The organism is Haloferula sargassicola (assembly GCF_040362925.1).
Lineage (GTDB): Bacteria > Verrucomicrobiota > Verrucomicrobiia > Verrucomicrobiales > Akkermansiaceae > Haloferula > Haloferula sargassicola.
The window spans coordinates 1-13,406 of sequence record NZ_BAABRI010000019.1; the positions used below are offsets into that span (position 1 = coordinate 1).

11 protein-coding genes are annotated in these 13,406 nt (G+C 57.6%); 10 read left to right on the forward strand and 1 reads right to left on the reverse strand.

Annotation, left to right across the window (positions count from 1 at the left end; all coding sequences use genetic code 11):
* The first annotated feature begins 257 nt into the window (after positions 1–257).
* On the forward strand, positions 258–512 hold the full coding sequence (locus ABXH26_RS15600) for a hypothetical protein (protein ID WP_353568021.1): 255 nt from the start codon (positions 258–260) through the stop codon (positions 510–512).
* A 16-nt stretch (positions 513–528) separates the two neighbouring features.
* Here the strand turns inward: ABXH26_RS15600 and ABXH26_RS15605 are convergent, their stop codons facing one another.
* Positions 529–1,014 carry a hypothetical protein gene (locus tag ABXH26_RS15605; RefSeq protein WP_353568022.1) on the reverse strand — a complete coding sequence of 162 codons (486 nt, stop codon included), beginning with the start codon at positions 1,012–1,014 and terminating at the stop codon, positions 529–531.
* 64 nt (positions 1,015–1,078) lie between these two features.
* Between ABXH26_RS15605 and ABXH26_RS15610 the strand changes: the two genes are divergently transcribed.
* The 9 genes from ABXH26_RS15610 (at position 1,079) to ABXH26_RS15650 (ending at position 12,330) form a co-directional block, all read left to right on the forward strand.
* Entirely contained in the window at positions 1,079–1,831 is a 753-nt protein-coding gene (locus tag ABXH26_RS15610; RefSeq protein WP_353568023.1) for a SprT-like domain-containing protein, read from the forward strand.
* Between the two features lie 638 nt (positions 1,832–2,469).
* Positions 2,470–3,696 (forward strand): TolC family protein, encoded by a 1,227-nt coding sequence (locus ABXH26_RS15615; protein ID WP_353568024.1) that lies wholly within the window; start codon positions 2,470–2,472, stop codon positions 3,694–3,696.
* Between the two features lie 12 nt (positions 3,697–3,708).
* Positions 3,709–4,842: an efflux RND transporter periplasmic adaptor subunit gene (locus ABXH26_RS15620; RefSeq protein ID WP_353568025.1), complete on the forward strand. Its 1,134-nt coding sequence runs from the start codon at positions 3,709–3,711 to the stop codon at positions 4,840–4,842.
* 3 nt (positions 4,843–4,845) lie between these two features.
* Positions 4,846–8,001, forward strand: coding sequence for an efflux RND transporter permease subunit (locus tag ABXH26_RS15625; protein ID WP_353568026.1), 3,156 nt, complete (start codon positions 4,846–4,848; stop codon positions 7,999–8,001).
* Positions 8,002–8,052: 51 nt separating this feature from the next.
* Positions 8,053–8,610: a hypothetical protein gene (locus tag ABXH26_RS15630; RefSeq protein ID WP_353568027.1), complete on the forward strand. Its 558-nt coding sequence runs from the start codon at positions 8,053–8,055 to the stop codon at positions 8,608–8,610.
* 91 nt (positions 8,611–8,701) lie between these two features.
* Entirely contained in the window at positions 8,702–9,025 is a 324-nt protein-coding gene (locus ABXH26_RS15635; RefSeq protein WP_353568028.1) for a P-II family nitrogen regulator, read from the forward strand.
* 197 nt (positions 9,026–9,222) lie between these two features.
* Complete coding sequence (locus ABXH26_RS15640; RefSeq protein WP_353568029.1) at positions 9,223–9,771, forward strand: hypothetical protein; 549 nt, start codon at positions 9,223–9,225, stop codon at positions 9,769–9,771.
* A 4-nt stretch (positions 9,772–9,775) separates the two neighbouring features.
* Positions 9,776–10,345, forward strand: a complete 570-nt coding sequence (locus ABXH26_RS15645) for a methyl-accepting chemotaxis protein (protein WP_353568030.1) — start codon at positions 9,776–9,778, stop codon at positions 10,343–10,345.
* Positions 10,342–12,330, forward strand: a complete 1,989-nt coding sequence (locus ABXH26_RS15650; RefSeq protein ID WP_353568031.1) for a heavy metal translocating P-type ATPase — start codon at positions 10,342–10,344, stop codon at positions 12,328–12,330. Before ABXH26_RS15645 ends, ABXH26_RS15650 begins: the two co-directional genes overlap by 4 nt.
* The last annotated feature ends 1,076 nt before the right edge of the window (positions 12,331–13,406 follow it).

Here is a 13,406-nt window from a genome sequence, read left to right on the forward strand (position 1 = left end):
TGCCGGAAGTCTGGGCTGCCGAAAACCGCGCCAAGCATCCCGCCGCCCGCGACCTCAAGCGCGTCGCCTGATCCATCCGACCCTCAGCGTCCACCCCAATCCAACGGCGGTCGCTCGGGGGCTTACGAATGAAATAGCTGCGCCCGTTACGAAAAAGCGCCGCGTCAGGAAGGGTGTGAGCAACCGCCGGGGAGGGGGCCACTCGTTCGGATGGCGTCTCGATCCCGATTCCTCAGTTTTGACACCGCGACAGTAGTATGGACTTCAATCAAACCTCCACCGATCTGATTCAACTGGCCAAGGTCGCCTCGCCGTGGGGCGCGGGTTGCGCCGTTCTCATGGGAGTTCTTTACCTGATCCAGACTCTCCGGCAGCCACGGGCTTTGGCCGACGCCGTGAAGAGCATGGAAACCCAGGAGGAAAGAGACGCGTTGATTGAGATGTTCCGCATCGCGAACCCGCCAAAGCCGAAGGCTAAGAAGAAAAGCCCCGTAGCCAGGCCACGGGCATGAGCGCGGGATCCAGCGATCATCCGAGAGGGACGGCGATCCTTTCGGCTGGAGTGCCGTTCTCAACCGGGCAGACCGAAGACCAGCCTGCGAACCAGCAGTCGATTTCCTGAGACTCGGTGCAGTCGATCTCATGAACCTTGATCGAAGCGGCGTCGGTTGGGTCCAGGGGATAAAAAGCGTGGCCGGGTTCGTTGTGGAGGAAGTGATCCCCGAAAGGAGCCCCGCAGGTGCAGTGGTTCATGAAGTATTCGCGATCTGCCGCACGCGAATACCGCTTTTTGAAGTCCGCGTCCGATCGTGTCGCCGCAGCGAGAAAGAGGAGAGGTGCTTGTTCGACATCGCGCAGGACGACGGGAGAATGAACGGGCAAATCGTCATCGTCCTCGTCATCACACGTGACGGCCGCAACGGCGAAAGCGATGGCTTCCGCTCCGGCCCCACATTTCCAGCAAACTTCCCAGGAACGCAGCAGATGGAAGGGAGGATGGATCGTCAGTTTCATGGCAGGAATCACAGCAATTTCGAGGACTTCTTGCAAGATTATATCGAACGATATAAAACGAGGCATGCCGAGCGAGCACGTCCAGGACTACATCACGCTTTCGGACTGCTACGACTTGCTCAACGACGCGCTTTTCGGTGGAGGGCTACGTGGTTGCGTGCTGACCTTCGAGGATCGAGGCCAGCATTTCGGATACTACCGATCAAACGGCTTCATCGGTCGCGACGGGGGAGAGAGGCGGGACGAAATCTGCCTCAATCCGCGGCACTTCCTGGCCAACACCGGCGACCTTGAATTGCTTCAAACACTCGCTCACGAACAGGTCCATCAGTGGCAAGAGCAGTTCGGAAAGCCATCGCTGCGGACCTACCACAACCGCGAGTGGGCCGACAAGATGCTGTCGATCGGTCTGACGCCGAGCAGCACCGGACGACCCGGAGGGAAGATGACAGGGCAACACATGGCCGACTACCCGACCGAGGGCGGGTTGTTCTTGCAGGTCGCCCGGGGCATCCTCGCGAAAAGCTCGCTGATCACCTGGTACAAGGAAGGCGCGGCGATCAAAAGGGCACAGGAGTATGCGGCCTCTCCGGACCCCGACGACCAGGCGGCACCCGGACTCGTGGCGGCATTGGCCGCGAATCTACCTGCCGCCGGCGAGGAATCGAAGCCGCCCAGGACACCGAGCAAGGTCGCATACCAATGCCAGGAATGCGGCGTCAAAGTGTGGGGCAAGCCTGACCTTTCGTTGATTTGTGGCGATTGCCATTCGATTAACGGTGAGATTCTTTTCCTGCACGTTTCGGTTTCCTACTGATCTGGAGTAGTGATAGGCTCCACTTCGCGTTCTTTGGAGCGTCTTTGGGTGGAGCAAGGTTCCGAAGGTGCGTCGTGAGCGGCGGTAGTTTTTCCTTGATTCAACGAAGTCTATGCTCTCAGTTCCGCTCGTGCGGAAGTTTCTAATGTGTCTCTTGCTCCTCGGCGTCTTCGTCGGGCAGGGGGTACGTGCCTTCGGGAATCCCAATCATCGGGAATCCAGCACGGTCTGCGTGGTATCCCAGAAGTGCCCTGATTCCGCCGGGGATCATGGGCATGATAGCGGGGATTCGTCCCACTCTGAGGGAGACGAGCACAATTCGCAATGTCCCAGCGAACCTCACCAGCACCATCATCATCACGGGTCGTGTTGCGGTGGAAGCTGGATGACTGTTCGCGACACAGATGGCTTGAAATTGACCCTGCCAGTGGAAAGCCGGGTTGAGATTTCCTCGGGGCGGACTGCGCTTCCCGATGGGCCGGTATTGTCATTGGACAAGCCGCCATTGATCTGAGCGACGGCTTCCCGTCGCTCCGACGTCTGCTTTTAGGGCGTCGTTATTTTTAGCAACACGGGCCCCTTCGTGCCCGGAAGAATGATCAATGAGAACCCATGTGGGTTCGTGTCCAAGAATCTCAATGAAATGGTATTTTAGTGTATTTGTAGCAGGAATTGTAGCCTGTGTTCCGGCTCGTTTGATGGCGGAACCGGGGACAGTGGTCACGCTTTCAAGCGTCGGCGACCGGGTCCGAGCCCAGAATCCGGATCTGAAGGCAGCGCGGTTCACGATCGAGGAGGCAGTGGGCCGATTGCGGCAGGCAGGCCGACTTGAAAACCCGCTGCTGGAAACCGGGGTGGAGCACAATAGCAGCTTTTCCGATCGACGTTTTGAAATCGGAATCACTCAAAGATTTCCCATCACGAACCGGCTCAAGCTGGAGAAGAACCTCGGTTCGACAGGTGTTCAGGAAGCGCAAGCCGAAGTTCGTGAGATCACCAACCAGCTGGAAGGTCAAGCACGTGCGGCGTTGGTCCGAGTACTTGCCGTGCGCAAGCGCAAGGAGCTTCTGGACGAACAGGCGGACCTTGCCAATCAACTGGCGGAGTTCATCGCCGAGGTGGCAAAGAAAGGAGAAGCATCGACCCTGGAAGCAGGACAGGCTCGTTTGGAGGCGTCGCGTTTCGTCGCGCAGAGCAGGCAACTCGCTGCGACCGAGCAGCAGGTAGTGGGCGAGCTGAAGCCGCTTCTGGGGATGTCGCCGGGTGAGACCCTGCATGTCTCTGGCTCACTTCCTGCGTTGAGCTTGCCAGAGGGTGCTGATGATGTGGAAAGACCGGCGTTGGAGATGGCGCGGTTGGCTGTTATCGCGGCCGAGCAGGAGACTGCGATCGAACGAACGAAACGCTACGGTGACGTCGAGGCAGGAATGTTCGTCGGTGCCGAACGAGTGACGGATGCTCCGGAGGCTGCGGACAAGGAGGGGATTGTAGGGATTCGCTTCAAGATCCCGTTGCCCTTCTGGGACAAGAACGAAGGCAACATTGATGCGGCGGAAGCGAAGGCAAAACGTAGGCGCCAAGAGGTCACCGCTCTCAACCAAGGAATTCGTTTGGAGGCCGAAGCGGCACGGGCTGAAATGCTCGAATGGGCGAAGCTTGCCAAGGAGATTGAACAGACACTTCTGCCTCAGGCGGCGGAGCAAACGGACCTTGCCGAACAGGCATGGCGTAACGGACAGGGCGACTTGTTGTCGGTGTTGCGCTCCCGAGAGCAACGGCTCGATTTGGCGGCGACCAGGCTTGAAGCCCTGCAGGAGTTCCAACTGGCGCGGGTGCGCTATCAAACCGCTTTGGGTAACCCTTAAACAATCTCTCACATGAAAACATTTGTCAAAATCGTGGCCATTGCAGGCCTAACAATAGGTGCGTTGTCCGCTCAGGATCGACTCAAAAACACGGTGCTCCTCGATGAGGTCGGCGTGAAGAACCTTCGCCTTGAGACCGTGATGGTCGAGGAGCGCAATTTCGACTCCACGGTCTTCGCCGTGGGTCGAGTTGAGGAGGTTCCGGGAAACCAGCACTCAGTCTCATCCCGGATCCCCGGAAGAGCAGTGGAGGTGAACGCCTTTATCGGTGAGAGGGTGAAAAAGGGTCAGACACTCGTTAAGGTAGAGAGTCGGCAGCCAGGTAATCCTCCTCCAACCATCGAGTTGAAGGCGGTGCATGACGGTTTGGTAATCGAATCGCACGTCCTTCAGGGTCAGCCAGTCGAGCCGGATACGGAACTCTTCGATATTTCGGATCGGACTGAAATGTGGGTGGTCGCTCAGATTCCCGAACAACTGGCGGCAGGGATTGGTCCCGGGACAAAGGCCCGGATTACATTTCCTGCCTTGGGCGGAGAGCCGATTATGGCAGAGCTCCTGCGCTTCGGTGTGAACGCAAACCGGGAAGCCGGCGCGGTGGAAGGGGTATTCCAGGTCTCCAACACGGATGGAAAGCTACAGCCTGGAATGCGGGCTGAGTTTTCGATTATCGTGTCGAGTCGTCCAAACGTGCTCTCCATTCCCGAAGAATCGCTCCAAGGCGATCCGGCGGCTCGGGTAGTTTATGTGAAAGACTATGACCTGCCCAATGCCTTCGTCCGTGCTCCGGTGGTGGTTGGAAAAAAGGGTGGCGGCTGGGTCGAGATCAAGGAGGGACTTTTTCCGGGCGACGAGGTAGTTACACGGGGATCCTACTCGCTTGGTTTTGTCGGCGGCGGCGCGGGTCCGTCATTGAAGGAGGCGTTGGATGCAGCCCACGGCCACGCTCACGCGGAAGATGGTTCCGAACTGACGGAAGGAGCGAAGGATGCGAATGCCGGTCATGAGAATGAGCATGACCACGAGGAAGGCGGGGCACCAAAGTGGTTGGTCTACTATTCGGTCGGAATCTCAATCCTCGTTTTACTACTAGCCCAGATGCTGTGGAACTCGAAGCGCTCATCAAAAGCAACTCCAACGACTTGAGGTATGCTGAATAAACTTATTCGATTCTCCCTAGAACAGCGCGGCCTCATCCTGATGGTCGCGGTGGTGCTGATGGTGTTCGGAGTCAAGAAGACCTTGGAGCTGCCGGTTGAGGTCCTGCCGGATCTCACCAAACCGACGGTCACACTGCTCACTGAAGCTCCGGGCTACGCGCCGGAAGAAGTGGAAACACTGATCACCATCCCGCTGGAGAACGCCCTGATGGGAGTGACCGGCGTCAACCGTGTCCGCACGACCAATGACATCGGGCTATCCCTGATCTTCGTGGAGTTTGATTGGGATGTGGATATCTACAAGGCCCGGCAATTCGTTCAAGAACGTCTCAGCGGCGCGGCGGAAACGCTTCCCGCAGGAGTGACACCCTACATGACTCCTGTAGCTTCGCTGATGGGTGACATCATGCTTGTCGGCTTGCGAGATCCTACCGGGAAGACTTCGGCTCGGGATCTGCGCGTATTGGCCGACTGGACGATAGCGAGGCGGCTCCAATCGATTCCCGGCATCGCCGAAGTGCTGTCCATGGGTGGCGGCGTTAAGCAAGTGCAAGTGCAGCCGGATCCCGAAAGGATGCTCCTCCACCAGGTCACTTTTGAGGAATTGAAGAAAGCCGCAGCCGAGTCGGTGAAAAACACCACAGGTGGCTTCCTGACCGAGAGGGCGGAAGAGATCATGGTGCGGAATCTGGCCATGACCACGGACTTGGAAGCCATTGCCGAAACTGTAGTAGCCTACCGGGACGACCGCGCCATCCACATTCGCGACGTGGCGGAAGTGGTGTGGGACATCGAGCCGATGCGCGGCGATGCCGCGATGGGGATCTCTGGTCGCGAACCTGACAAGGACGGAAATCTTTCTAACCGAGGAGTGATCTTCAGCGTCCGGAAGTCGCCCGGCTTTGACAGCATGACGCTGACCGAGGAGGTTGAGGAAGCGCTGGAGGAGATGAACCGTTCATTGCCTGAAGGTGCCGAGTTGATCCCGCTCTACCGGCAGGGAGATTTCATCGAGCTCTCCATTGACAACCTCAAGGAGGCGCTCCGTGACGGGGCGATCATGGTGGCGATCATTCTGTTTCTCTTCCTGCTCAATGTCCGGATTACCCTAATCACTTTGACTGCGATTCCGCTGTCCCTTGGCCTCACCATCCTGGTTTTCGATCTAATGAATCTGAGCGTCAACTCGATGACGCTTGGCGGGCTGGCAGTGGCTGTCGGCATGGTCGTGGACGACGCGATCGTCGATGTGGAAAACGTTTTCCGAAGGCTGAGAGAAAACGCGTCATTGGAGAAGCCACTTCCAAAGTTGGAAGTCATCGCGCGAGCTTCCAGCGAAGTCCGTTCCTCAATTCTCTATGCGACGATTCTGATCATCCTTGTCTTCCTTCCCCTCATGGCACTGAGTGGTGTCGAGGGCAAGTTATTCACTCCTATTGCGATTGCCACGATTGTCAGCATGGCGGCGTCCTTTCTCGTCTCGCTGACGGTGATTCCGGTCCTGAGTTCGCTCCTGCTCAATCCCAAGCCTGGCAAGGAACATGGAGACGTATTCTTTGTGCGCTGGTTGAAGAAGGGATTTCGTCTCACATGGATGCGCTTCGCTCTTGCGCAACCTCTGCTGGTAATTGCGATAACCTTGATCCTGATGTGGATCAGTTGGGCTGCATACTCGGACATGGGGCGGAATTTCCTGCCTGCTTTTCGTGAGCCGACCGCATTGATCGCGACCACCTCCGCGCCGGGAACTTCATTGAAGACCACGACTGAATTAGCAGACGTGGCTCAGGAGCAATTGCTCAAAGTTCCGGGAATCAAGACCGTTGGTTACCGCGCCGGGCGCGCCGAACGGGGTGATCATGTGGTTCCCGTTTCAACTGTGGAGTTCGATGTTGAATTCGACGAATCGGCGGGCCGAGAGCGAAAGGACATCCTCGAGGATATTCGTGAAACGATGAAGGGAATCCCGGGAACGTTTAGTGCTCTCAGTGGTCCCTTGGCGGACCGGGTGGGCCACATGCTTAGCGGTGTTTCCGCCAAAGTCGCCGTGAAAGTATACGGACCGGACCTCGACGAACTCCGACGTATCGGCGACGAAGTCACTGAGTTGGCTCGAAAGATTCCCGGCCTGGAAGAGGCACGGCCCGAACAACAGGCACCAGTGCCGCAACTTCGGATCGAACCGGACCGTGAACGGGCAGCAGCTTATGCTGTCACGCCCGGTGCGCTGAACGAGGAAATGTCAGGGTTGATGGGAGGAGACACTGTAGCTGAAATCTACGAAGGTGTGAAGGTTTACGAACTGGTGGTGCGCCTTCCCTCCGAATGGCGGGAGAATCCGGATCGTCTGGAGAACCTGTACGTGGATACCATGAGCGATCAGCTGATTCCGCTGGGCTCGGTGGCCAACATCCGCAATGCGACTGGCCCGAACAACATCCTACGCGAAAATTCGCGGCGACGCTTCGTGGTTGCGATCAATCCGACGGTTCCGGATCTCGTCTCGGCGGTGGATGACCTCAAGGCTTCTATTGAGGAGAATATCAAGTTGCCGGAGGGCTATTCGATCTCCTACGAGGGAGAATACAAGGCCCAGAAGGAAGCGGCTCGAACAATCGCGATCATGTCGGCGGCCATCATGCTGGTGGTGGTGTTCCTGCTTTATTCCTACTTCAAGAGCTTCAGCTTCGTCGCGCTGGTTTTGACGATCATTCCGGTCTCCCTGGTCGGAGCGGTCCTCTACACCCAACAGACATTGAACAACGTGAGCATTGCCACCCTGGTGGGCTTCATCGCCGTTGGCGGGATCGCCGCGCGGAACAACATCATGCTCATTTCCCATTACCTGCATCTGATGAAACATGAAGGCGAAGGCTTCACCGCCGCCATGGTCATCCGGGGAACGGAAGAACGTCTCGTGCCCATCCTGATGACCGCGATGGCGGCTGGTATCGCACTGATCCCACTGGTGATCGCGTCCGATGAACCCGGAAAGGAAATTCTCAATCCGGTGGCAATCGTGATTGTCGGAGGACTCATCAGCTCGACCTTTCTGGGTCTGGCTGTGACCCCCGCGCTCTTCTACCGGTTCTGCCGTAAAGCGGCGCTCAGATCCTTGGAAACCGACGCGTCAGCCTCGATTTGAGAAAAGCAAAGCAACCCCAACATTCCCCACAAACTGAAACCACAATACACAATGAAACTGACAATGAAAAATAGCATCAAAACGCTCGCGGCCTCGGCGGTGGCAATCGCCATCGCTGGAAGCGGAAACCTGATGGCCGAAGAAAAAGGTCATGAGGGACACGATCACGCCGAACACGGAGACAAGAGCCACGACGATCATGACGAGGCCAAGGCCGGACCGAATGGCGGCAAGGTCATCCATGAAGTCGAACCCCATCTGGAGTTCTTCGTGACCAAGGATCGGAAGGTTCAAATCACCGCCCTGGACAAGGATGGCAAGGCGACACCGATCGGTGCGCAGTCTGTCAAGGTCATGGGTGGAGACCGTTCCAAACCGACCCGCATGACGCTTGCCAAAAAAGGTGACGTGCTCGTCTCTGACATCGCGTTTCCGGAGGGCAACGACTTCCCGGTGGTGGTTCAGATCAAGGTGACTCCCGATGCCAAGACGGTGATCGAGAAGTTCAACCTGAACCTCAATGACTGCCCGACTTGCAAGCATCAGGAATACGCCTGCACTTGCGATCATGGTGGTGAGGAAGAAGGCCATGAAGGCCACGACCACTGAATGCTCCCAGTGGATTCTCCAAGCCCTCGAAAGCGAGGGGAATCCGCCGGATTCATCGGAGGACCGCTGCTAAAATCAACCCAGCACGACCATGAAGGAGATCAAAGCAATCATACGCGACTATCTTATCGATGAAGTCGTGGATGCCCTGGAGCAACTCCAGGATCCGCCGGCCATCACTGTAAGTGATGTTCGCGGCATGGGTCACACGGAACGCTCCGAATCCTCTGAGCGCTTTATCCGGCGCGGCCGACTGGAAATCGTCGTCCCGGCAGACCAGGCAGATGAGATCGTCCGTGTGATCGTCGAAAGAGCACATACCGGGAGAAACGGGGATGGAATCGTTTTCGTTTCCGACGTGGAACGTGCAGTCCGTGTAAGAACCGGAACCGAAGGCCACGCTGCCTTGAAATAGCGGGGCTCCCATGGACTGGTGAAACGACATCGGTCCCCGAAGCGCCTCCTGTCGCAGTGCATTGCGGCAGGGGGCTTTCGGGTGGATAGACGGCTTTGTGAGAAGTTGAAGAATTTGTCGGTCAATGCTGATTCCTCCTCGCGGCACATCGCGGGGAGGGATCACCTGGCCAGTTGAGAGACCGAATGCTGAGAGGTATGAATATCATTTTGTCAAGATTGCTGGCGGCGCTCCTGATGGGGTCGCCGATCTTCGCCGCCGATCCGGGTTCCTTTCTTGACGTGAGCGCCAAGGTCGAGGGGAAGGCGAGCTACAAGGACGTGAAAGGCTCGTCCACCCGGACAAAGACCCAAAACCGGACCCTGAAGATCGAAATATCAAACTTGGGCAAGGAAGACGTTCCCGCGACGAAGGTGAAATGGACGGTTTTCGGACATAGGATGAAGGATCACAAGCTCGTCGAACTCAAAAGTGGCGAAAGCACCGTCGTTGTGCCGGGCCGGGACAAGGTCGAACTTTCCAGCGCGGAAGTGAAGGTCACTGGTACACGGGAGCACACCGTATCTGTGCGAAAGAGAAGCCGGGGGAAAACAAGGACGACATCCCAGAAGGTTCCGGCCTCGGGTGTGGAGTATTTTGGATATGCGGTTGAGGTGTATGTGAGCGGCCAGCTCGTCGCGTCGGAGTACAGCCAGCCAAGCCTTGAGAAGGAACTCCACCCCGGAAAGGAAACAAAAAAGCACTAACGATATGAATTCACCGACAGTAGAAATGAGCGGTTATCCGCTGCGGTCCACTCTCGATCAATCGATGCTTCGATGGACCTTCGGGGCCGTCTTTGCGGGGATGGTCGTTTATTCCCTGGCGGAGTACTTTATCGAGCGTCCGGAGGATGGGCTAACATTCCTGACGCACCACCTTCTGCACGTACTGGTGATCGGGGTTGTCGTTTGGCTGGCGCTGGTGTTCGTGATCCGCCGGGCGGTGGTCGAACCCGCTTCCCGGATTTTCGTTCATTTGCGCCGGGTCGCTTCGGGTAGGCTTGAGTATCTCGATTGCGAAGTTCGGAGCCGCGAGGTCGGAGATGTCGTGGCGAGCATCAATGCGCTCGTTGGCACCCTCAAGCGGGTCACTGAGCCGGACTCGGCATCGCGAGCCATGGACCGCGTGCGGGAACTCCGTGAGATTCTGAAGCAGAATTCCGACAAGTTGGGCGACGATACTGTCCCTGCGATGAGGATGTTGACCCGTCTGGAGGGCGAGTTGCTCGAAGTACTTCAGGAAACCGGGGCCGGGCCATCGTCCAATCTCGAGCCTTGAGTTTTTCCAACAACCAATCCCAACAAGCGATGCATCAACAAACCCAAGAGGTGAAGAAATCCGACTGCGGCTGCGAGCACGATCACGGATCCGGGCTCCTTCCCCAGAAGACCTTGATCGCGGCATCCGGCATCCTAACCGGTCTGGGTCTGGCGTTGAAGTGGAGCGGTCTGCCCGAATCGTGGCAGATGACCAGCTTCGCCATCGCAACCCTGTCGGGAGGCTGCTTGGTCTTCCCCGCCGCGTGGAAGGCGCTACTGAAGGTCAAGCTCGATATGAACGTGCTGATGACCGTGGCGGTCATCGGCGCGTGGATCATCGGGGAGCACGCCGAGGCGGCGGCGGTCGTCTTTCTTTTCGCCCTTTCCGAATGGCTGGAAGGACTAAGTGCCGAAAGGGCCAGAAACGCGGTCCGTTCGCTGATGTCGCTTACCCCCGATACGGCGCTGCGAAAGTTGGCGGATGGGGAGATCGAGGAGATCCAGGCTTCTGCGGTGGGGAAGGGCGACTTGATTCTGGTTCGCAGCGGCCAACGGATTCCGCTCGATGGGGAAGTGGCCAGCGGACGTTCGGCGGTGAACCAGGCACCGATCACGGGGGAGTCCGTTCCAGTGGAGAAGGAGACCGGTGATGACGTTTATGCCGGCACCGTGAATGGCGAAGGTTCTCTGGAGGTCAGGGTCACCACGTTGGCCGCTGACTCGACCCTTTCCAGAATCACCCGCCTGGTGGAAGAAGCGGAATCCAGCAGAGCACCGACCCAACGTTTTGTGGACAAGTTCGCGTCGATCTACACGCCGCTGGTATTCGTTGCCGCGATTCTCACCGCGTTGATCTCGCCCCTGTTTTTTGGTGGAGAGTGGCAGCCATGGATTTACAAGGCCTTGGCGCTGCTGGTGATTGCCTGTCCGTGCGCCCTGGTGATCGCGACGCCGGTTTCGATTGTTTCCGGCCTGACCGCTCTGGCCCGGCGCGGCGTGCTGGTGAAAGGCGGCACGCACCTGGAGGCGCTCGGCAAGCTCAAGGCCTTGGCCGTGGACAAGACCGGGACGATCACCGCGGGCAAGCCACGGGTGGTGGGGTTGAGATCCCTTTCGGATGAAACGGAGGCACGAGTACTGGCGCTCGCCGCTTCGATCGACAGTCATTCCGAGCATCCGATCGCTCGTGCGGTGGTCGAGCATGCCGAGGCGCGAAAGGTCTCCATTCCGAAGTCGTTCAACTATCAGTCGATCCCCGGCCAAGGGGCGGAGGCGGAGATCGATGGGATCTTTTATTTCGTCGGAAATCATCGGCTCGTTCACGCCAGCGGATTGTGTGGAGAGGAGCTGGAGGCGAAGCTTCGTGAGGTGGAGTCGAAGGGGCTCTCGCTTGCGGTTCTTGCGAGACAACCGCACGGGGACAACCCGGGCGAAGTTCTCGGTTTGATTTCGATTGGAGACGCGCTCCGACCGGATGCACAGCGCGCATTGGCCGCACTCCACGAGGCAGGACTGAAGAGAATCGTGATGCTCAGTGGCGACAACCAGAGAACCGTTGATGCGATCGCCAAGGAAGCCGGTCTCGACGAGGCCTTCGGCGACATGATGCCCGAAGACAAGGTGACAAAGCTCCGCGAAATGATCGCCCGGCACGGGCAGGTCGGAATGATCGGTGACGGGGTGAACGATGCCCCGGCCCTGGCGATTGCGAGCGTGGGGATCGCAATGGGAGCCATAGGCAGCGATACGGCCATCGAAACTGCCGACGTGGCGTTGATGAAGGATGATCTCGGCAAGCTGGCGGAGGCGATCAACCTCGGCAGGCGGACGCTGGGAATGATCCGTTTCAACATCGGCTTTGCCTTGCTCGTGAAGGCGGTCTTCCTGGTGTTGACCTTTGCCGGCCATGCCACGTTGTGGATGGCGATTCTCGCCGACACCGGAGCGACGCTTCTGGTGATTGTGAATTCGTTGCGACTGCTCGGGAGGACCAGAGAAAAATGAGCAAGAGGCAGCAACGGCTTGAATCGTTTCGAGAGAACGTCAAGAAGCGACCTGGCGGAACTCCGCCTCCGCCGACGCTTCTTTCGTTCTGGGAGAAAGTTCTGATCTTTGGGACCATTATTTGTCCTCTTCTTCTTCTTCTGGGGCTTCGTGAGCGAGGCTCAGCCATGAGACATCGGGAAGCTATCGAAAGGAGGGTGGAAGGATGGAAGAAGAAGCATGATCTCACCGAATCACAAGCAAACGAACTTCTTCAGATCGAACTAAAGTTTCATTCACGTGACGGCATGTTTTCATGGGAGGAGACTCCAACACCCGAGAAAGTTGCCGCCCATCGGAGGAGCGTCGAAACGCGACTCGGACGAGATTCTTCCGAACATTGATCGAACATTGATCGAAGATTGGATCCAATGTCCATCGGCTTGCTTTCGTCATCCACCCCGATCCTGTCGACCAGCAACTCGCTGTTCGTTCTATGGAATGTGGGACGGAATCTGAAGAAGGTGATGACGGCTTTCCTGCAGACTGCCCCCGAGGCATTTGATGTCGGCGATTCCGGGTCCGCCTCAGGGCGATGGTAAAGGCGTTACCGGCAGCCAGCGTGACCCATTACATCCACGTCTGGTTGCTGGATGGGGAGAGCCATCTCTGAGTGCCCATGTGATGGGGCCCCGGCGGGGCCACGCGCGAACAGATTCTCGTCTCGATCAAAGACCGAGTTGCGAAAGATACTGGATGAGGGCGAGTTCACCCACGTGACCCTCGACGTGGAGCTGAAATGAGAGGAATGCGTGTCTCGGGGTGGTAGTGGTGTGACGGACCTGGGGAAGTCATTCGCTATCGTCAGCGGTTTTTCTCCCATCGGCGAGAATTCGAGTTTCATCTCGCAAGACCGGCGAGGATTCATGTTGAAACGGCTCCCCCAGCCTGGTGCGACCACCTCGTTCCGAGAGGTGGTCGCACAGAATTCCGGACTAATTCGCTCGATTGAGCACGATTCGTTTTGAAGCTGGACTACTTGCCGGCGGGATGCCCCATCCGTTGATTGTTGTTTCTAGAGGACTGCCTGGAGTAAG

Coding starts and splice junctions, on each gene's coding strand:
- ABXH26_RS15600 (WP_353568021.1), top strand. CDS start 258: ATGGACTTCAATCAAACCTCCACCGATCTGATTCAACTGGCCAAGGTC.
- ABXH26_RS15605 (WP_353568022.1), bottom strand. CDS start 1,014: ATGAAACTGACGATCCATCCTCCCTTCCATCTGCTGCGTTCCTGGGAA.
- ABXH26_RS15610 (WP_353568023.1), top strand. CDS start 1,079: ATGCCGAGCGAGCACGTCCAGGACTACATCACGCTTTCGGACTGCTAC.
- ABXH26_RS15615 (WP_353568024.1), top strand. CDS start 2,470: ATGAAATGGTATTTTAGTGTATTTGTAGCAGGAATTGTAGCCTGTGTT.
- ABXH26_RS15620 (WP_353568025.1), top strand. CDS start 3,709: ATGAAAACATTTGTCAAAATCGTGGCCATTGCAGGCCTAACAATAGGT.
- ABXH26_RS15625 (WP_353568026.1), top strand. CDS start 4,846: ATGCTGAATAAACTTATTCGATTCTCCCTAGAACAGCGCGGCCTCATC.
- ABXH26_RS15630 (WP_353568027.1), top strand. CDS start 8,053: ATGAAACTGACAATGAAAAATAGCATCAAAACGCTCGCGGCCTCGGCG.
- ABXH26_RS15635 (WP_353568028.1), top strand. CDS start 8,702: ATGAAGGAGATCAAAGCAATCATACGCGACTATCTTATCGATGAAGTC.
- ABXH26_RS15640 (WP_353568029.1), top strand. CDS start 9,223: ATGAATATCATTTTGTCAAGATTGCTGGCGGCGCTCCTGATGGGGTCG.
- ABXH26_RS15645 (WP_353568030.1), top strand. CDS start 9,776: ATGAATTCACCGACAGTAGAAATGAGCGGTTATCCGCTGCGGTCCACT.